Genomic DNA, 17,829 nt, shown 5'->3' with positions numbered 1-17,829 from the left:
CCGGGTTTCATCCGGCCTGGACCTTAGCCTTCGAAGGGAACAGTTGTCTGCGAACGGGTCACCAGACCCTTCATGCATTCACCGGTGGCCGGCCCGTCGCAGACCGGCGTGTCGTTGATCAGAACGCGCGTGACCGTCTCGCACTTGACACCAGGCATATCGAACTGGCGTACCCGCTTCTTGCCCTGCGGCAGATCGCGAAAATCAAGCACGGTGATGCGGTCGACGGCATTCTTCTCATTGAAGAAGGCGAGCTCGAAGGAGACCTTGTTGATCGGCGTCGCCAGATTGTTCTCGGCAACAAAGGTCATCATGCAGCCCTTCTGCGAGGGCGCCAGCGCATTGAGCTCGACATCGAGCTTGGCTGCCGCATCCTGCGCATAAGCCTGTGCAACGCCCGAAATCGAAAACAGCACACCAACCGCAAACGCAGCAAACCGACCTGTCATTATCGCCTCTCCAAAAGCTAATCGACCACCGCCAAAGCGGCTTCAAAACAGCGCGATCAAAAACTTGACTGTTTCTGTCTTCAATTATTGCGTCTTTAAAAAATTATGAGTATCAGAGTCAAGATAATTGTAGGCAGGCCGGGGCTCTTCCCCCGCATCACGGAATAAGCCAACAGAAATGATGGTTGAAAAGCCAGATACCTTTAAGCTCGCAACACTGCGGAACGAACCTGCGGTGGCCGAAATTCGCGTTCTCGAAAGCGGCGATCTTTTTGCCGGCACAAACGAGATCATGATCCGGCACGACGGCGTGATCTACCGCCTGAAGATCACCCGTCAGGGCAAACTCATTCTCAACAAGTAACCTTCATAGCAGGGTAGAACATGACCGAGCAGACCAGACCGGCACCAGCAGAAATCCGCGCGTTCCGCGCTGAAAACCCGAAGATGCGGGAACGCGACGTTGCCGCGCAGCTGAAGATTTCCGAAGCCGCCCTCGTTGCGGCCGAAGTCGGTATCAGCGCTATCAGGATCGATGCTAGCGCCGTCAAGCTTTTGGAGCGTGTGGCGGATCTCGGGGAAGTCATGGCTCTGTCGCGCAATGAAAACGCCGTGCACGAGAAGATCGGCGTTTACGAGAACATCTCGACCGACATGCACAATGCGATCGTGCTCGGCGAAAACATCGATCTGCGCATCTTTCCGAGCCGCTGGGCGCACGCCTTCGCCGTCACCAAAAAGGACGGCGATACCGAGCGTCTGAGCCTCCAGTATTTCGACAAAACCGGCAGCGCTGTTCACAAGATCCATCTGCGCCCGGCATCCAATGTTGAGGCCTATCACCGCATCGTCGCGGAGCTGAAGCTCGCCGATCAGAGTCAGGAATTCGCTGAAGCCGAAGCCTCCTTCTCCTCCAACGAGGGCGGCAACGTCACGCAGGAAGAACTGCGCGACAACTGGAGCAGGCTCACCGACACGCATGAATTCTTCGGCATGCTGAAGCGCCTGAAGATCGGCCGTCAGGCCGCCGTGCGCTCCGTTGGCGACGACTATGCCTGGAAGCTCGACAACACGGCGACGGCCGAGATGATGCAGGCTTCCGTCAAATCAGGCCTGCCGATCATGTGCTTCGTTGCCAATAGCGGCATCGTGCAGATCCATTCCGGCCCGATCTTCAACATCCAGCCGATCGGTCCGTGGCTCAATATCCTCGACGAGACTTTCCATCTGCATCTGCGGAGAGACCGCGTTGCCGAGACCTGGGCCGTACGCAAGCCGACCAAAGATGGCCATGTCACCTCGCTCGAAGCCTATGATGCTGATGGCAACATGATCATCCAGTTTTTTGGCAAGCGGAAGGAAGGCTCCGACGAGCGGGCTGAATGGCGCGGCATCATGGAAAGCCTGCCGCGGGCAGCAAGTGTGGCCGCATAAGGATCAGAGCGATGAAGATGCTTCAACACCTGCGCCGGATCCACCTCTGGGAACTTGTCTTGACGGCAGCTGTGATGGCGCTGCCGCTGATCCCGACAACACCGGCGGGCGAAACCTATGCTTTCGTCCGTGCCGCCCATGCTGAGGAAATAAAGCTCGACACATCGCGTCTGGTTTCGGTCGGCGGCGACGTCACCGAGATCATCTATGCACTCGGCGAGGAAAACAGGCTGATCGCCCGCGATACGACGAGCATGTATCCGGAGGCGGCATTGAAGCTGCCTGACGTCGGCTATATGCGCGCCCTTTCGCCAGAAGGCATCCTTGCCATGAACCCGACGGCAATCATCGCTGTCGAGGGCTCCGGCCCGCAGGAGGCGCTGAACGTTTTGAAGAATGCCAGCGTGCCCTTCGAGACCGTTCCGAATGCCTATACGCGCGACGGTATCATCGCGAAGATCGATCGCGTCGGCACGCTGCTGAATGTGCCGGAGAAGGCGAAGGCACTTGAGGAAAAGGTCGGCGCCGATCTCGATGCCGCCGTTACCGACGCCGCGAAACGCCCGGAGTCCGAGCGTAAGCGCGTCCTCTTCATCCTCAGCGCCCAGAACGGCCGCATTATGGCTTCGGGCACCGGCACCGCTGCCGACGGCGTCATCAAGCTCGCAGGCGCCATCAATGCGATTGGCGAATTTCCGGGCTACAAGCCGCTGACCGACGAGGCGATCATCAACGCCAAACCTGACGTGATCCTGATGATGGACCGCGGCGATGGCGCAGGCACGAAGAACGAGGATCTGCTTGCTCAGCCCTCGATCGCGCTTACCCCGGCCGGCGAGAAGAAGGCGATCATCCGCATGGATGGGTTGCACCTCCTCGGCTTCGGCCCGCGCACGGCAAGTGCTGTCCGCGAACTCAACGCGGCAATCTACGGGGGCTGATATGGCCGTTCCGGAAGCCATGATGGAAAACAGACGATTCCTTTCGGCGGTCTTCCACCGAAGCCGGCAACCGGGCGACAGAACCGAACTCGCCCTGCTGGCAATTGCCTTGCTCATCGTGGCTTTCGTCTTCGCCCTGCTCTTCTCCATCACCACAGGCGCATCGGACGCTTCCATTCTCGACGTGGTGAGAAACATGGCGGGCAACGAAACGCTCAGCGCCCGTGACCGGATCATCATCTTCGACATCCGCCTGCCGCGCGCCATCCTCGGCTTTCTGATCGGCGGATCGCTTGCCGTCTCCGGCGCCGTCATGCAGGGCCTGTTCCGCAATCCGCTGGCCGACCCCGGCCTCGTCGGCGTCTCCTCCGGCGCCGGCCTCGGCGCTGTCGTGATGATCGTACTCGGGAGCACCGTCGCCGCGCCTCTTTACCTGGCGCTCGGCATCTATGCCCTACCGCTTGCAGCCTTCGGCGGCGGCCTTGCCACGACATTGCTGCTCTACCGGGTCGCCACCAGGAACGGCCAGACCTCCGTCGCCACGATGCTGCTTGCCGGCATCGCCCTCGGCGCTCTTGCCGGCGCGCTGACCGGCGTGCTGATCTATATGGCGAACGACCAGCAGCTGCGCGATCTCACCTTCTGGGGCATGGGCTCGCTTGCCGGCGCTACCTGGATCAAGATATCAGCAGCCGGTCCCATCATCCTCCTATCGTTCATCGCCCTGCCCTTCACGGCGCGCGGCCTGAACGCCATCACACTCGGCGAAGCAGCCGCCTTCCACATGGGTGTGCCTGTCCAGCGGCTGAAGAATATCACCATCGTCACCGTCGCAGCCGCAACCGGAGCCTCGGTTGCCGTCAGCGGGGGCATCGGCTTTGTCGGCATCGTCGTGCCTCACATCCTGCGCATGGTAATCGGCCCCGACCATCGCTTCCTGCTGCCAGCCTCTGCTTTGCTCGGCGGCTCATTGCTGATCTTTGGCGATGTGCTCGCCCGCACCATCGTCGCACCCGCCGAACTGCCGATCGGCATCATCACCGCGGCCGTTGGCGGCCCCTTCTTCCTGTGGATCCTGGTGCGGCAGCGCTCGCGCCTTGCCCTTTGAGTTTCTATCAATGATCGAACTTTCCGGCGTCAGCGTGCGCCTTTCCGGCAAGACCATCGTCCAGGATGTCGCCTTCACCGCAAGGGCGGGTCAGCTGACCGCCATCGTCGGTCCTAATGGCTCCGGAAAGACGACGACGATGAAAGCCGTTTCCGGCGAGCTTGCCTATGACGGTTCGGTGCGGCTGAACGGCGAAGAGGTGCGCAGGCTGAAACCATGGCAGCTTGCCTCCGTCCGTGGCGTCCTGCCCCAGTCAAGCGCCATCTCCTTCCCCTTCACGGTGCGCGAGATCGTTCGCATGGGTCTGACCTCCGGCCTCAACCTTCATCCGGATCAGCCTGACGAGATCGCTGCAAGGGCGCTTGCATCAGTCGATCTCAGCGGCTTCGAGGCGCGCTTTTATCAGGAACTGTCCGGCGGCGAGCAGCAGCGCGTGCAGCTGGCTCGCGTCCTCTGCCAGATCGCCGAACCGGTCGTGGACGGCAAGCCCTGCTGGCTGCTGCTGGACGAGCCGGTTTCCAGCCTCGATATCAGCCATCAACTGACGATCATGAGGCTCGCCCGCGGTTTCTGCGAGCGCGGTGGCGGGGTGATCGCCATCATGCACGACCTCAACCTGACAGCCTATTTTGCCGACAGGATCGTGCTGATGAAATCGGGCCGGTTGGCTGCTTCCGGCAATATCCGCGAAGTGCTGACAGACGAGATCATACAGTCCGTTTTCGCCTGTCCGTTGCGCGTTAACAAGGTGCCACCACACGGCACGCCCTTCGTGCTCGCCCAAAGTGCGCTTGCCGCCGACTGAGGAACCTTTCCGGCGCAAATGCGTTGTCGGCAATGATTTGGGTCAAAGCCGGGCGCTCTCGTTCATGCCATTGACGGTGCTGACCCGGATAAAACCGGGCGGCGCCTATCCGCGCCAAGCTATGGAGACAATCATGGCCTACTCCCTCTTCCCGTCCAGCCGCAGCCGCCGCAACGGCGCTCTCCAAAATCTCGAAGCCAGTATCGAAGACCAGATCGAAACCCTGCGCGAAGAGATCGCGGAACTGACCCATGTTCTCGGCAAGACCTCGCGCCGGCAGGGCGAGAAACTGCGTTCGCAGGCATCCGCAAGCTATGAGGATATCCTTGGCCGGAGCGAAGATCTGTTGAACGAGTTGCAGCAGCGTTACCTGCGCAGCGCCGGCGAAATGCGCAAGACGGTCCGCCGTCATCCGCTGGCAACGATCGGCGCCGCTGCTGCCTTCGGCGTGCTCGTCGCCATGCTCGCCCGCCGCTAGGAGGCTCGATGCTCTTCCAGATCCTGAGCCTGCTCGTAGGCACGAGCGTCCACCGCACGGTAGAACGCACCAAGCGCAATGGCATCTTCATCGCCGTTGCGTTGCTTTTTCTGCTGACTGCCTATGCGCTTGCCGTCACCGCCGGGGCCATCTGGCTCGCCGGCATCTATGGGCCGATCGGTGCTTCGGTTTTCCTGGCAGCGTGTGCGCTGCTGATCGCGATCATCGTCTTCGTTGTCATGGCGATCATCAATGCCCGAGAGGCCCGCCGCGCCCGCGAACGCCGGGCGACACTTGAATCTCTGGCAACCATCGGCGTCGGCCTTGTCCGCGCCCAGCCGCTATTGACCGCAGGCATCGTGGCCGCGCTCGTTGCTGCCAATCTGGTCGGTTCGAAGCGGGAGGACTGACCACCCAAGCGAATGATCGCACTGATGCGGTGACGAGGCTTTCGGAAAGCGATGCCGGAAAACAGCTCCTCGGCACAAAACAGAAAGCCGGCGCCCGTAGGCAGCCGGCTATGTTTCAACTCAAGAAACGAGCTGGTCAGAAGGCAAAGGCCTTCGAGGTCAAGGGCGCCGACGTCGCATCCGGGCCGAAATCCGCCTCGCCGGAAATCTGCAGGAGTTCCTGCAGACGCTGTCGCGCACGGTTCACGCGGCTCTTGATGGTACCGACGGCGCAACCGCAGATTTCCGCCGCTTCCTCGTAAGAGAAGCCCGAAGCGCCGACGAGAATGATCGCTTCGCGTTGATCCGGCGGCAGCTGGTTCAGCGCCTTCTTGAAGTCCTGCAAATCAAGCGCGCCGTATTGGGATGGGTGCGTTGCCATCGATTCGGTAAACAAACCATCGCTGTCCTGCACTTCGCGGCCGCTCTTGCGCATCTGGCTGTAAAGCTCGTTGCGCAGGATCGTGAAGAGCCAGGCCTTCATGTTGGTGCCCATCTCGAAATGGTCCTGCTTGGCCCAGGCCTTCATGATCGTATCCTGAACCAGGTCGTCGGCACGGTCGTGCCGGCCGATCAGCGATATGGCAAAAGCACGAAGGCTCGGCAGGGCCGCCAGGAGTTCGCGCTTGAAGCTCGGTTGCGCTTTTTCCATGCGGATTCCTATTCGGCCATTTTTGCGGAGGCCATCATTTCGGCCTGGTCGAGCTTCTCGAGCAGGTCGAGGAAGCGATCGGGAATAGCTTCCTCCTGCGCGGCAGCATAGAGCGACCGCAACCTGACACCGATTTGATTGTTCGGATCCAGTATGTCGCTCGCCCGCACTTCCAGCTGGCGTTCGTCTGCTGCCTCTGTCTTTTGTGTCGTCATTAATTGATCACTTCTTGCCTGTTGTCTTGGGATGAAAGGCAAAGTCTGCTGTGAAAGCCAAATGGAACGGATATCCGATCGATCAAGCCAATTCTTCCGAACCGTTGATGCCGTAGATTCAATCCGCTCACATAAGTCAAAACGTGACGCCCTTCTTTGTCGGCTAGAATAATGCGACGCGGCAAAAATAGTTCCTCACCTCAGGAACTTTTTTATGAAGATCGCGTTGTCAGGTCATTGTAGCAATTTATCTGCCTGCATACGGGAGTTTTTAATGACCCTTTCCACTCGAATTGCGCCGCACCTTCCTTATCTGCGTCGTTATTCTCGCGCTCTCACCGGTACTCAGACCTCGGGCGATGCCTACGTCGCCGCCGTCCTGGAAGCGATCATCGCCGATCTCACCATTTTCCCGGATACCGCGAACGACCGCGTTGCACTCTACAAACTCTTCACGCAATTGTTTGGTTCCACTGCGGTCGAGATTCCGGAGCCCTCCTCTCCCTATGCGTGGGAACAGCGCGCCACGCTGAACCTTTCGAAGGTCTCGCCGCTCGCCCGGCAGGCGTTCCTGCTTGCTTCGGTCGAGAATTTCCGCATCTCGGAAATCGCCGACATTCTCGAAACAAGCGAGGAAGAAACCGTGCAGCTCCTCGACAAGGCTTCGCACGAGATCTCGCGTCAGGTGGCGACCGATATCATGATCATCGAGGACGAGCCGCTGATCGCCATGGATATCGAGCAGATGGTCGAAAGCCTCGGCCATCGCGTCACCGGCATCGCCCGCACCCACAGCGAAGCGGTCGCGCTCTACAACAAGACGAAACCGAGCATGGTACTGGCCGATATCCAGCTTGCCGACGGCAGCTCAGGCATCGATGCCGTCAACGATATTCTGAAGACCTCGAGTGTTCCGGTGATCTTCATCACCGCTTTTCCGGAGAGATTGCTGACTGGAGAGCGTCCGGAGCCCACCTTCCTCGTGACCAAGCCCTTCAATCCCGACATGGTCAAGGCCCTGATCAGTCAGGCGCTTTTCTTCAATGAAACGACCCGTGTGGCGGCCTGAAGCGTGAATTTTGACCGCTCCGGAACCATTCCGGTAACGATGCGTTCCGGCTCTGCCGGAGCGCATTGGAGGCTTTAACGGTTTTTTGCGGCGCTTGCTTTTAGAATGACCGGCAGTTTTGTCGGGAGGGACAATCCCTCCATATGTCTAAGGGACTGAGGAAAGGCGGCCGAGTGAATACGACTGGACCATTGTCCGGAACGCCTTTCACCACCGAAGGCAAGGCGGTCATTATGGAGCGCGCGCTCGCCAGTGCCGCTATCTCGATCCTGTATCAGGACGCGAGCCTTGCCATAATCTATGCCGAAAACCTCCCTCCCCATTTTGAGAAACGTTTTGTCGCCGGTGGCGATGACGGCTCGCTGTTTGGCGAAACACACGGCAAGTCCCTTGTCGCGATGAAACAGAGAGTGCTTGAGACCGGCGCTTCCAGCAATGCCGAAGTCGATATTACAATCGACGGCGAAGTCAGGACGTTCGAACTGAAAGTTCAACGCACCGGCGATCGCAGCAATTACGGCCTGCTTTCCGTTATCTCGGAAGTCACCGAAAGCCGGCATCGCGAAAAGGTGCTAAAATCGCTGCTGCGCGAACTTTCCCACCGCTCCAAGAATCTGCTTGCCATCATTCAGGGCATTGCCACGCAGACCGCGCGCAATACCATTTCTCTCGATGCTTTCCTGGTGAAATTCCGCGGGCGACTTCAGTCACTATCCAACTCTCAGGATCTGGTCACCGATTCCAGCTGGCGCGGCGCCTTCCTGTTCGAGCTCGCCGAAAAACAGTTCGCGCCCTATTGGCCGGAAACATCGGGCTCCATGCCGATTTTTGGCATCAATGCCCATCTGACACCGAACGCCGCCGTGCATCTTGGCCTAGCTCTGCATGAACTGATCGTCAATTCTGCCTCCTATGGCGCAATTGCCAGCGGGGCGACGTCGGTCACCCTGAACTGCCGCGAGGCAAAGATCACCGGCCGCCGGGCAATCGAGCTCGCCTGGGTGGAAGTCCTTCCAAACAGGGACGATGTGCATGAGTTCAGTGAAAACAGCTTCGGCCGCACAGTGCTGGAGCGTGTGGTGCCCTCCTCCGTCAATGGCAAGGCCGAACTGACACTCGCACCCGGCCGCATTGAATATCACTTGACGGTCCCGGAAACGGAATTCGAAATCCTCAAGCGCTCCTGAGATGTTTGCTTTCCACGCAATTGCGGTCGCAAAACCACTTCGCTGGAATTGCTCCGGCCCAAACGAAAAACAGCCGGTGCGAGGGCGGCGCACCAGCTGTCTTCACTCACCGGGAGGGGACCGTGAGTACGTCCGAATGATGGGTTGGGGGCGCGCATGTTGGGTCGATGCGGTCATCATTCGGATACCGCATTAACTACGGGCGTTAACTTTGGTTCCGCCTGTTCGGAAAAAAATTGGACTTTTGTTATTTTTTTCGCGGCCCGAAACCCCGGTTGCTGCTCCGGTACCCCTAATAGCTGGGCGAGGATTGCTCGAAGAATCATGTAACTAAATAAAATCAATGAGTTAAAAGGCAGGAACGAAAGGAAATTGCGGAAATTTTACCGTTTGATAAATTTTTGAACCTGAGTTACGATTCCCTCACTAGTCGTTACCAATAAAGAGGGAACTTCAATGGAACGTCTGGAAACTGGGATTCGTGCCGGCCGGCTTTCGTCCGCCGAGTACGAGGCTAATTTTTCCGATCTTCATCCGCGCCTCGACAATCACGAAGCGCTGGTCGCAGCTGACCGGTGCTATTTCTGTTATGACGCGCCGTGCATGACGGCCTGTCCCACCTCGATCGACATTCCGCTCTTCATCCGCCAGATATCGACCGGCAATCCCCTGGGTTCGGCGAAGACCATTTTCGACCAGAACATCCTTGGCGGCATGTGCGCCCGCGTCTGTCCCACCGAAGAGCTCTGCGAGCAGGCCTGCGTGCGCAACACGGCCGAGGAACGGCCGGTGGAGATCGGTCGCTTGCAGCGCTACGCGACCGATGCGGCAATGGCTGCTGGCAAGCAGTTCTACCGGCGCGCCGAACCGACCGGCAAGAAGATCGCCGTCGTCGGCGCCGGCCCCGCCGGCCTTGCTGCAGCCCATCGCCTCGCCGTCAAGGGCAATGAGGTCGTCATCTATGATGCCAGGCCGAAATCCGGCGGCCTGAACGAATATGGTATCGCCACCTACAAAACGGTCGACGATTTCGCGCAGAAAGAGGTCGATTACGTCCTTTCCATCGGCGGCATCGAAGTGAAGCACGGTGAGCAGCTCGGCCGCGATTTCTCCCTCGCCGATCTGCAGAGCCGGTATGACGCCGTCTTCCTCGGCCTCGGCCTTGCCGGCGTCAATGCGCTGCGCGTCGACAACGAAAATCTGCCCGGTGTCGTTGATGCCGTCGATTTCATCGCCGCCCTCCGCCAGGCCGGCAACAAGGGCGACATCGCCATCGGCCGCCGCGTCGTCGTCTTGGGTGGCGGCATGACGGCAATCGACGCCGCCGTGCAGGCAAAGCTGCTCGGCGCCGAGGAAGTGACGATCTGCTACCGCCGCGGCAAGGAACATATGAACGCTTCGGAATTCGAGCAGGATCTCGCAACGTCAAAGGGCGTCATCATTCGCCATTGGCTGGCCCCGAAATCGATCATCTCGCAGGATGGTAAGGTGGCCGCGATCGAGGTGGAATATACGGCTCTCGTTGATGGCCGCCTCACTAGCACCGGCGAGACCGGCGTGATTGCCGCCGACCAGATATTCAAGGCGATCGGCCAGACCTTTGAGGCTTCCGGCCTCGGCGCGCTGCGCATGGAATCCGGCCGTATCGCCGTGGATGCCGAAGGCCGCACATCGATCGAAGGTGTGTGGGCCGGCGGCGACTGCGTCTTCGGCGGTGAGGATCTCACCGTATCTGCCGTCGCCCATGGCCGCGATGCGGCCGAATCCATTCACCGCGCCCTCACTGCCGCAGCCGCTCCGGCTGTCGCGGTCGCCTGAAGGGGAGAATGACCAATGGCTGATCTCCGCAATAATTTCGTCGGCATCAAGTCTCCGAACCCCTTCTGGCTCGCCTCCGCACCGCCGACGGACAAGGCTTATAATGTCGAGCGTGCCTTCAAGGCGGGCTGGGGCGGCGTCGTCTGGAAGACGCTGGGCGAAGAAGGCCCGCCGGTCGTCAACGTCAACGGCCCGCGCTACGGGGCGATCTGGGGTGCCGATCGCCGTCTGCTCGGCCTGAACAATATCGAGCTCATCACCGACCGCGACCTGCAGACCAACCTACGGGAAATGAAGCAGGTCAAGATGAACTGGCCGGACCGGGCGCTTGTTGCCTCGATCATGGTTCCCTGCGAGGAACAGGCCTGGAAGGCGATCCTGCCGCTGGTGGAAGAGACCGGCGCCGACGGGATCGAACTGAACTTCGGCTGTCCGCACGGCATGTCCGAGCGCGGCATGGGCTCGGCCGTCGGCCAGGTGCCGGAATATATCGAAATGGTCGTGCGCTGGTGCAAGCAGTACACGCGCATGCCTGTCATCACCAAACTGACTCCCAATATCACCGATATCCGCCGGCCGGCGCGGGCCGCCAAGGCCGGCGGCACGGATGCCGTCTCGCTCATCAATACGATCAATTCGATCGTCTCGGTCGATCTTGACAATTTTGCCCCGAACCCGACCGTCGGCGGCAAGGGCAGCCACGGCGGTTATTGCGGTCCGGCCGTCAAGCCGATCGCGCTGAACATGGTCGCCGAGATTGCCCGCGATCCGGAAACCTACGGCCTGCCGATCTCCGGCATCGGTGGCATCACCACCTGGCGCGATGCGGCCGAATTCCTGGTGCTCGGCGCCGGCAACGTGCAGGTCTGCACCGCCGCCATGACCTATGGCTTCAAGATCGTACAGGAGATGATCACGGGCCTCTCGGACTGGATGGACGAAAAGGGCCACAGGACCCTCGACGACATCACCGGCCGCGCCGTGCAAAACGTCACCGACTGGCAATATCTCAACCTCAACTACATCGCCAAGGCGAAGATCGATCAGGACGCCTGCATCAAATGCGGCCGCTGCTACATTGCCTGCGAGGACACCTCGCACCAGGCGATCACCAATTTCGTCGATGGCGCCCGCCATTTCGAGGTGATGGAAGAGGAATGCGTCGGCTGCAATCTCTGCGTCAGCGTCTGCCCTGTCGAAAACTGCATCACCATGGAGCAGCTTCCCGCTGGCACCCTTGACAAGCGCACCGGCAAGGTCGTCGACCCGAACTACGCCAACTGGACGACGCACCCGAACAATCCGATGGCGCGCCAGGCCGCGGAGTAAGTCCTCCGAAAAGCCTGATGAAAAAGCCACCCATCTACGGCGGCTTTTTCTTTATCCGTCGGCCCTCAAAGCCCGAACGACTTCCTGTAAGCGCTCGGGCTCGTGCCGAGCCGCCGGCGGAAATGGTGGCGCATGGTCGCGAGCGTGCCGAAGCCACTGGCGGCGGCAATATCGTCGAGCGATACGGCAAGCTCCTTCTCCAGAAGGTCGCGCGCATGCCGCAGCCGCTCCTTCAGCAGCCATTCGCCGACACTGTCGCCCGTCGCCGCCTCGAAGCGGCGCTGGAAGGTGCGCATGCTCATCCCGGCCTTGCCGGCGAGCAGGTTGATCGGCTGCTCCTCCGATAGCCGCTCGCGCATCCATTCGATCAGCGGTCCAAGACGAATGCCTTCTCTTTCCTCCGGCACGGGAGCCGCGATGAATTGCGCCTGCCCGCCTTCGCGATGCGGCGGAACGACGAGTCGGCGCGCCACGCTGTTGGCGGCATCGGGGCCGAAATCCCCGCGTACCACATGCAGGCAGAGGTCGATACCGGCGGCACTACCCGCTGCCGTCAGAATGCTGCCCTCATCCATGTAGAGCACATCGGCATCGAGCGCGATGTCTGGGTACCGCGCAGCAATCGAAGCGACATAGCGCCAGTGGGTCGTCGCCCGCCGCCCGGCGAGCAGGCCGGCAGCCGCAAGCACGGCGACACCCGAACAGAGCGACATCACCCGCGCTCCCCGTTCATGCGCAACCCGCAAGGCAGCGATCAAAGGCTTCGGCACCGGTGCATCGATTGCCCGCCAGCCCGGCGCGATAATGAGGTCCGCCTCGCCAAGCAGTTCCAGTCCCTTATCGACGGCAACGGTCAGGCCGCCTGCCGCGCGCAATGGACCGGGTTCGATGCCGGCCACAGAGAAGCGATACCAGTTCGCCCCCATCTCCGGCCGCGACAGGCCGAAGACCTCATAGGCAATGCCGAATTCGAAGGTGCAGAGCCCGTCATAGGCAAGCGCCACCACATGCGGTCCGTGGGTCGGGTCAACATCCGATTTTGGCATGATCTTTACGCTATCCGTCGTGATGGCCAATTTCGTCCATCACTAGCATCGGCAATAATCGGCGGCAACCAAAGGCAAGAAAGGACAAGATCATGCCGAGCCCCGTTTCCGACATCCCCGCAGCAGCCCCTGAAGCCGCCGCCGAACATTTTTCCCGCAAGCTCGCCTTCGAGACGGATTGCTCGGATGTGAACGCCGCCCTTACTTCGGGCAAGGTCGATTTCGTATTGCTCGACGTCCGCTCGCCGGCGCTCTTCGCCCTTTCGCATATCCCCGGCGCCCTCAACCTGCCGCACGGCAAGATGACCGCGCATCGCATGTCGGAATGGCCTTCGGACACGCTGTTTGTTGTCTATTGCGCCGGGCCGCACTGCAACGGCGCGGATAAGGCGGCACTGCGCCTCTCCCGCCTCGGCCTGTCCGTCAAACTGATGATCGGCGGTTTGACCGGCTGGGCGGATGAGGGTCTTGCTTTCGAAGGCGAAGCAAGCGCTGCCGCCTCATCCAGGCTCCCTTCTCATTGAGGGGAAGGGAAACCGCCGCTTAGAACTCAATCACGACCTTCCCGAAGGGGCCGCGATAGAGATGCTCGAGCGCTGCGGGGAATTCCTCGAAAGCACAACGCTTGTCGATGACGGGCTTCAGTCCAGTCTGGTCAACCGCCCGGACGAGACCCTCCAACGCCCGACGATGACCGACGGAAATACCCTGCACCACGGGCGCCTTGAGCAAGAGCTGGGCAGCCGGACCGGACACTTCGAAACCTTCGAGAACGCCGATGACCGAGATGCGGCCATTGACCGCCACGGCTTTCAACGCCTGACCGAGATGCGCACCGCCGACAATCTCCAGGACATGGTCGGCGCCGTAGCCGTCGGTCAGCGAATAGAGCCGCTCCACCCAGTCACCGTCGTTGCGACTGAGCGCATGATCGGCGCCAAGGGCAACGGCGCGTTCCAGTTTTTCCGCGCTGCCTGATGTGATGAAGACCTCCGCCCCATGCGCCTTGGCGATCTGCAGTCCGAAGAGCGCAACGCCGCCCGTGCCCTGTATCAGTACCTTGTCGCCGGCCTTCAAGCCGCCGCGCTCGATCAGCGCGAACCACGCCGTCAGTCCAGCACAGGGCAAAGTACTCGCCTCAGCCGCATCCACCGTGGCAGGTGCGTGCGAATACCATTCCTCGGAGAGCACCGTGTATTGCGAAAGAACGCCGGGATAGAAGCCACCGCGCGTTTTGTAAGGCGGCGTGCGGGCATCGCCCAAGCCGCGTCCGTCGATCCAGTCGGGCGAGAAAGTCGAGATCACGCGATCTCCCGGCTTGAAACGGGTAACATCGGGACCGACGGCTTCCACGACTCCGGCCATGTCGGAAGCCGGCACGAAGGGAAATTGCAGCGGCAATCCCATGCCGGTTTCCATCACCAGCCTGTCGCGAAAATTCAGCGAAACCGCCTCCGTCCGCACGAGAATCCTATTGCTCGAAACCGGCTCCAGTCTCCGCTCGCCGATCGCAAGTTTTCGCTCCGGTCCAACCATGTCGATCTGCCATTGCCGTGTCGTCTGCATTGTCTCGCTCCTTGTCCGATTGCAGGAAGCGAAACATATCGTTGAAGTTTTCTCTCCAGTTGCGATATTAATTCGCCAGACTGGTTCCCATGAGGAAACAATATGGAGCATCTGAAAGGCATTTCGATTTTCGTCGAAGCCGTCGAGGCTGGCGGTTTTTCGGCAGCGGCGGAGCGGCTTCATCTCACGCGCTCAGCCGTCGGCAAGACCATTGCACGCCTGGAGCAACGGCTCGGCGTGCGCCTCTTCAATCGCACGACACGCATGCAAAGCCTGACGGAGGAAGGCCGCTTTTTCTATGAGCGCTGCCTGCGCGCGGTCGAGGAAATCCGCCTTGGCGAGGCAATGCTGGAATCAGGCCGCCGCAGCGTGCGCGGCCGGTTGCGCATCTCGATGCCGGTGCTCTTCGGTCGCCTCTGTATCGCACCTGTTCTGGAGGATCTGCTCGATGAACATCCCGAGCTCGAACTCGACCTTTCCTTCAACGACCGCATCGTCGATCTCATGGAGGATGGATTCGATCTTGTCATCCGCAACGGCCCGCTGAAAGACCATCCCGATCTGATGGCCCGCGCCGTCGCTCGCCAGCGAATGACCGTCTGCGCATCGCCTGCCTATCTGGAAAGACATGGCATACCGCAAACGATTGCCGATATTCCCCGCCATCAAGGCATCGTCTACAGACGTGGCGACTATGAAAGGACCTGGATTTTCCCGACGCCCGATGATCGGTGGCGGGAGGTCCAGCCGAAGACACGGCTGCGGCTCGACGATCTCGCAGCCATCTCGGATGCGGCGGTCGCAGGACGCGGCCTTGCCTGGCTGCCTTGTTGGCTGGTACGCGAAAGCGTGGCCTCCGGTCATCTCGTCCAGGTGCTGAAACACGAAGAGCCTAATATCTTCGATGCACATGCCCTTTGGCTGCGCTCGCCGATTATGCTGCCGAAGGTAAGACTGGCGATCGACACGCTGGCGGCCCGGCTTCCGGCAATGATGGGCTGAGCAGAAACGCTGTAATTGAAAGGATCACGGAGATTCTTCTCCGCGTGCGCTCCGGACAGCCTTTCAATCAGGCCGCAAGCCACCGATGAAAAGTTGCTCCAGAAAACGCGCCGCGTCCTCGAAGCGCCCGTCGCCGGAATGCTCTTCGCCGAGCACGGCGCGAACCTGTACATCGAAATCGGCATAGTGCTGCGTTGTCGACCAGATCGAAAAAATGAGGTGGTAGGGATCGCAGCGGACGATCTTGCCACTTTTGATCCAGGTGCGGATGACGGCCGCCTTTTCATCGACCAGCTCTTTCAGCGGTCCTTTCAGCATATCGAGAACATGCGGCGCGCCCTGCAGCATCTCGTTGGCAAAGAGCCGGCTCTCGCGAGGGAAATCGCGCGCCATCTCGAGCTTGCGCCTGATATAGCTGCGAATCTCCGATTCCGGATTGCCTTCCGCATCGAAAGCCCTCAACGGCTCCAGCCAGTTGAAGAGTACCCGGTCGATCAGCGCCCGGTGCATGGCCTCCTTTGTGCGGAAATAATAAAGCAGGTTCGGCTTCGACATGCCCGCCACCTCGGCGATCTGGTCAATGGTCGAGCCGCGAAAGCCACTGACCGAAAACACGTCCAGCGCCGCTTCCAGGATCTGCTCTTCCTTCTCTTCCTGGATTCGCGTTCGCCGAAGTGTCTTCGCCGCTCTCGGTATGGCCATTCGCTCTTTTCCCCTTGAAATTCAACTCCTTCGCTCAAGATTGGAAGAGCAGCCTCTCCTGCCGCTTTAATAGGCAATTGCCCGCATTTTTGTCTGTATTTTTCGTGATTTTCGTCTTGAGCGCAGCGATGGAAGTTGTAATGTTTACCAATCGGTCAAATTATCTGCCAGATAAAAAACAAAGGCAACTGGCGATTTTCCGACGCTGACAGAACAACAAGCCAGCAGCGGAACTTGACCACGGGAACAGGCAGGCAGGCACATTGCATGACTGCCGCAAAACAGGTGAGGACTTTCAGTATGGTGGCAGCGCCAGGCGAAAACATGCGTGTCAACGGAGACCGTCTCTGGGACAGTCTCATGGACATGGCGAAGATCGGCCCGGGAATTGCCGGCGGCAACAACCGCCAGACGCTGACGGATGCGGACGCTGAAGGCCGCAGCCTTTTCAAGACATGGTGCGAAGAGGCCGGCATGACTCTCGGCGTCGACAAGATGGGCACGATGTTTGCAACGCGTCCCGGTACCGATCCCGATGCCCTTCCCGTCTATGTCGGCTCGCATCTCGACACCCAGCCAACCGGCGGCAAGTATGATGGTGTGCTCGGCGTGCTCGGCGCCCTCGAAGTCGTCAGGACGATGAATGACCTCGGCATCAGGACGAAGCATCCCATCGTCGTCACCAACTGGACCAATGAGGAAGGCGCACGCTTTGCCCCAGCCATGCTGGCATCAGGGGTCTTTGCGGGCGCGCACAGCCTGGACTTCGCCTATAACCGTAGAGATCCTGATGGCAATCTCTTCGGCGACGAGCTGAAGCGCATCGGCTGGGTCGGCGACGAAGAGGTCGGCGCGCGCAAGATGCACGCCTATTTCGAATATCACATCGAGCAGGGGCCGATTCTCGAAGCCGAGAACAAGCAGATCGGCGTCGTCACCCACTGTCAGGGTCTGTGGTGGCTGGAGTTCACGCTGACCGGCAAGGAGGCCCACACGGGCTCGACGCCGATGAACATGCGCGTCAATGCCGGCCTTGCCATGTCGCGTATCCTGGAAATGGTCCAGGGCGTCGCCATGGGCGAACAGCCGGGCGCCGTCGGCGGTGTCGGTCAAGTCTTCTTCTCGCCGAACTCCCGCAACGTGCTGCCGGGCAAGGTCGTCTTCACCGTCGATATCCGCTCGCCCGACAAGGCCAAGCTCGACCGCATGCGGGCAAAGATTGAGGCCGAAGCGCCAAAGATCTGCGATGCATTGGGTGTCGGCTGTTCCATCGAGGCGATCGGCCATTTCGAGCCTGTCACCTTTGACGAAAAGCTCGTCACCTCCGTCCGCTCCGCCGCCGAACGCCTTGGCTACAGCCACATGAACATCATCTCCGGCGCCGGCCACGACGCCTGCTGGGCCGCCAAGGTCGCGCCCGCGACGATGGTGATGTGCCCATGTGTGGGTGGGCTCAGCCACAACGAGGCGGAAGAGATTTCCAAAGAATGGGCGACGGCGGGCGCCGATGTGCTGTTCCATGCGGTGGTCGAGACGGCGGAGATTGTAGTGTGATGTCTACTATCGCGCCCGGAGCCCC

20 protein-coding genes are annotated in these 17,829 nt (G+C 60.3%); 14 read left to right on the top strand and 6 right to left on the bottom strand.

What is annotated here, in order from left to right; genetic code table 11:
* Positions 1–23 precede the first annotated feature (23 nt).
* Positions 24–449 (bottom strand): hypothetical protein, encoded by a 426-nt coding sequence (locus FHX08_RS01075; RefSeq protein ID WP_184326782.1) that lies wholly within the window; start codon positions 447–449, stop codon positions 24–26.
* Positions 450–627: 178 nt separating this feature from the next.
* On the opposite strand from FHX08_RS01075, the gene hemP reads away from it, so the two are divergent.
* The 7 genes from hemP (at position 628) to FHX08_RS01040 (ending at position 5,625) form a co-directional block, all read left to right on the top strand.
* A complete protein-coding gene (gene hemP, locus FHX08_RS31915; RefSeq protein ID WP_132653438.1) occupies positions 628–813 on the top strand; it encodes a hemin uptake protein HemP in 186 nt (61 codons plus the stop codon).
* A 20-nt stretch (positions 814–833) separates the two neighbouring features.
* On the top strand, positions 834–1,883 hold the full coding sequence (locus FHX08_RS01065; protein WP_184326781.1) for a hemin-degrading factor: 1,050 nt from the start codon (positions 834–836) through the stop codon (positions 1,881–1,883).
* Between the two features lie 11 nt (positions 1,884–1,894).
* Entirely contained in the window at positions 1,895–2,824 is a 930-nt protein-coding gene (locus FHX08_RS01060; protein WP_184326780.1) for a hemin ABC transporter substrate-binding protein, read from the top strand.
* A 1-nt stretch (position 2,825) separates the two neighbouring features.
* Positions 2,826–3,932 carry a FecCD family ABC transporter permease gene (locus tag FHX08_RS01055; protein WP_184326779.1) on the top strand — a complete coding sequence of 369 codons (1,107 nt, stop codon included), beginning with the start codon at positions 2,826–2,828 and terminating at the stop codon, positions 3,930–3,932.
* Between the two features lie 10 nt (positions 3,933–3,942).
* Positions 3,943–4,737, top strand: a complete 795-nt coding sequence (locus tag FHX08_RS01050; RefSeq protein ID WP_184326778.1) for a heme ABC transporter ATP-binding protein — start codon at positions 3,943–3,945, stop codon at positions 4,735–4,737.
* Positions 4,738–4,870: 133 nt separating this feature from the next.
* Complete coding sequence (locus tag FHX08_RS01045; protein ID WP_184326777.1) at positions 4,871–5,215, top strand: YqjD family protein; 345 nt, start codon at positions 4,871–4,873, stop codon at positions 5,213–5,215.
* A gap of 8 nt (positions 5,216–5,223) precedes the next feature.
* Positions 5,224–5,625: a hypothetical protein gene (locus FHX08_RS01040; protein WP_132653432.1), complete on the top strand. Its 402-nt coding sequence runs from the start codon at positions 5,224–5,226 to the stop codon at positions 5,623–5,625.
* A gap of 136 nt (positions 5,626–5,761) precedes the next feature.
* Here the strand turns inward: FHX08_RS01040 and FHX08_RS01035 are convergent, their stop codons facing one another.
* Together FHX08_RS01035 and FHX08_RS01030 are read right to left on the bottom strand one after the other, a co-directional pair.
* Positions 5,762–6,316, bottom strand: coding sequence for an RNA polymerase sigma factor (locus FHX08_RS01035; RefSeq protein WP_132653431.1), 555 nt, complete (start codon positions 6,314–6,316; stop codon positions 5,762–5,764).
* Positions 6,317–6,324: 8 nt separating this feature from the next.
* Positions 6,325–6,531 (bottom strand): NepR family anti-sigma factor, encoded by a 207-nt coding sequence (locus FHX08_RS01030; protein WP_132653430.1) that lies wholly within the window; start codon positions 6,529–6,531, stop codon positions 6,325–6,327.
* A gap of 274 nt (positions 6,532–6,805) precedes the next feature.
* Here FHX08_RS01030 and FHX08_RS01025 point away from each other — a divergent pair, with 274 nt between their 5' ends.
* The 4 genes from FHX08_RS01025 (at position 6,806) to preA (ending at position 11,934) form a co-directional block, all read left to right on the top strand.
* Positions 6,806–7,600 (top strand): response regulator, encoded by a 795-nt coding sequence (locus FHX08_RS01025; RefSeq protein ID WP_132653429.1) that lies wholly within the window; start codon positions 6,806–6,808, stop codon positions 7,598–7,600.
* A 191-nt stretch (positions 7,601–7,791) separates the two neighbouring features.
* Positions 7,792–8,787 (top strand): sensor histidine kinase, encoded by a 996-nt coding sequence (locus FHX08_RS01020; RefSeq protein ID WP_184327343.1) that lies wholly within the window; start codon positions 7,792–7,794, stop codon positions 8,785–8,787.
* 456 nt (positions 8,788–9,243) lie between these two features.
* A complete protein-coding gene (locus tag FHX08_RS01015; RefSeq protein ID WP_184326776.1) occupies positions 9,244–10,605 on the top strand; it encodes an NAD(P)-dependent oxidoreductase in 1,362 nt (453 codons plus the stop codon).
* 15 nt (positions 10,606–10,620) lie between these two features.
* The gene (gene preA / locus FHX08_RS01010) at positions 10,621–11,934 is read left to right on the top strand and encodes an NAD-dependent dihydropyrimidine dehydrogenase subunit PreA (RefSeq protein ID WP_184326775.1); all 1,314 of its coding nucleotides are present in this window, start codon (positions 10,621–10,623) and stop codon (positions 11,932–11,934) included.
* A gap of 65 nt (positions 11,935–11,999) precedes the next feature.
* Here preA and ftrA read toward each other — a convergent pair whose 3' ends face one another.
* Positions 12,000–12,980, bottom strand: a complete 981-nt coding sequence (gene ftrA / locus FHX08_RS01005) for a transcriptional regulator FtrA (protein ID WP_132653426.1) — start codon at positions 12,978–12,980, stop codon at positions 12,000–12,002.
* 92 nt (positions 12,981–13,072) lie between these two features.
* On the opposite strand from ftrA, the gene FHX08_RS01000 reads away from it, so the two are divergent.
* Positions 13,073–13,504 carry a rhodanese-like domain-containing protein gene (locus tag FHX08_RS01000; protein ID WP_132653425.1) on the top strand — a complete coding sequence of 144 codons (432 nt, stop codon included), beginning with the start codon at positions 13,073–13,075 and terminating at the stop codon, positions 13,502–13,504.
* Positions 13,505–13,523: 19 nt separating this feature from the next.
* Here FHX08_RS01000 and FHX08_RS00995 read toward each other — a convergent pair whose 3' ends face one another.
* Positions 13,524–14,546, bottom strand: coding sequence for a zinc-dependent alcohol dehydrogenase family protein (locus FHX08_RS00995; protein ID WP_132653424.1), 1,023 nt, complete (start codon positions 14,544–14,546; stop codon positions 13,524–13,526).
* 102 nt (positions 14,547–14,648) lie between these two features.
* On the opposite strand from FHX08_RS00995, the gene FHX08_RS00990 reads away from it, so the two are divergent.
* Positions 14,649–15,548: a LysR family transcriptional regulator gene (locus tag FHX08_RS00990; RefSeq protein WP_132653423.1), complete on the top strand. Its 900-nt coding sequence runs from the start codon at positions 14,649–14,651 to the stop codon at positions 15,546–15,548.
* A 63-nt stretch (positions 15,549–15,611) separates the two neighbouring features.
* Here FHX08_RS00990 and FHX08_RS00985 read toward each other — a convergent pair whose 3' ends face one another.
* Positions 15,612–16,250, bottom strand: coding sequence for a TetR family transcriptional regulator C-terminal domain-containing protein (locus FHX08_RS00985; protein WP_132653422.1), 639 nt, complete (start codon positions 16,248–16,250; stop codon positions 15,612–15,614).
* 300 nt (positions 16,251–16,550) lie between these two features.
* On the opposite strand from FHX08_RS00985, the gene FHX08_RS00980 reads away from it, so the two are divergent.
* Positions 16,551–17,804 carry a Zn-dependent hydrolase gene (locus tag FHX08_RS00980; RefSeq protein WP_132654272.1) on the top strand — a complete coding sequence of 418 codons (1,254 nt, stop codon included), beginning with the start codon at positions 16,551–16,553 and terminating at the stop codon, positions 17,802–17,804.
* Positions 17,805–17,829: the final 25 nt, after the last annotated feature.

Origin of the sequence: Rhizobium sp. BK529 (assembly GCF_014194105.1) — a bacterium.
Taxonomy (GTDB): Bacteria; Pseudomonadota; Alphaproteobacteria; order Rhizobiales; family Rhizobiaceae; genus Rhizobium.
Note: the sequence above shows the minus strand (reverse complement) of the source record. Positions and strands in the feature narration are given on the sequence as shown.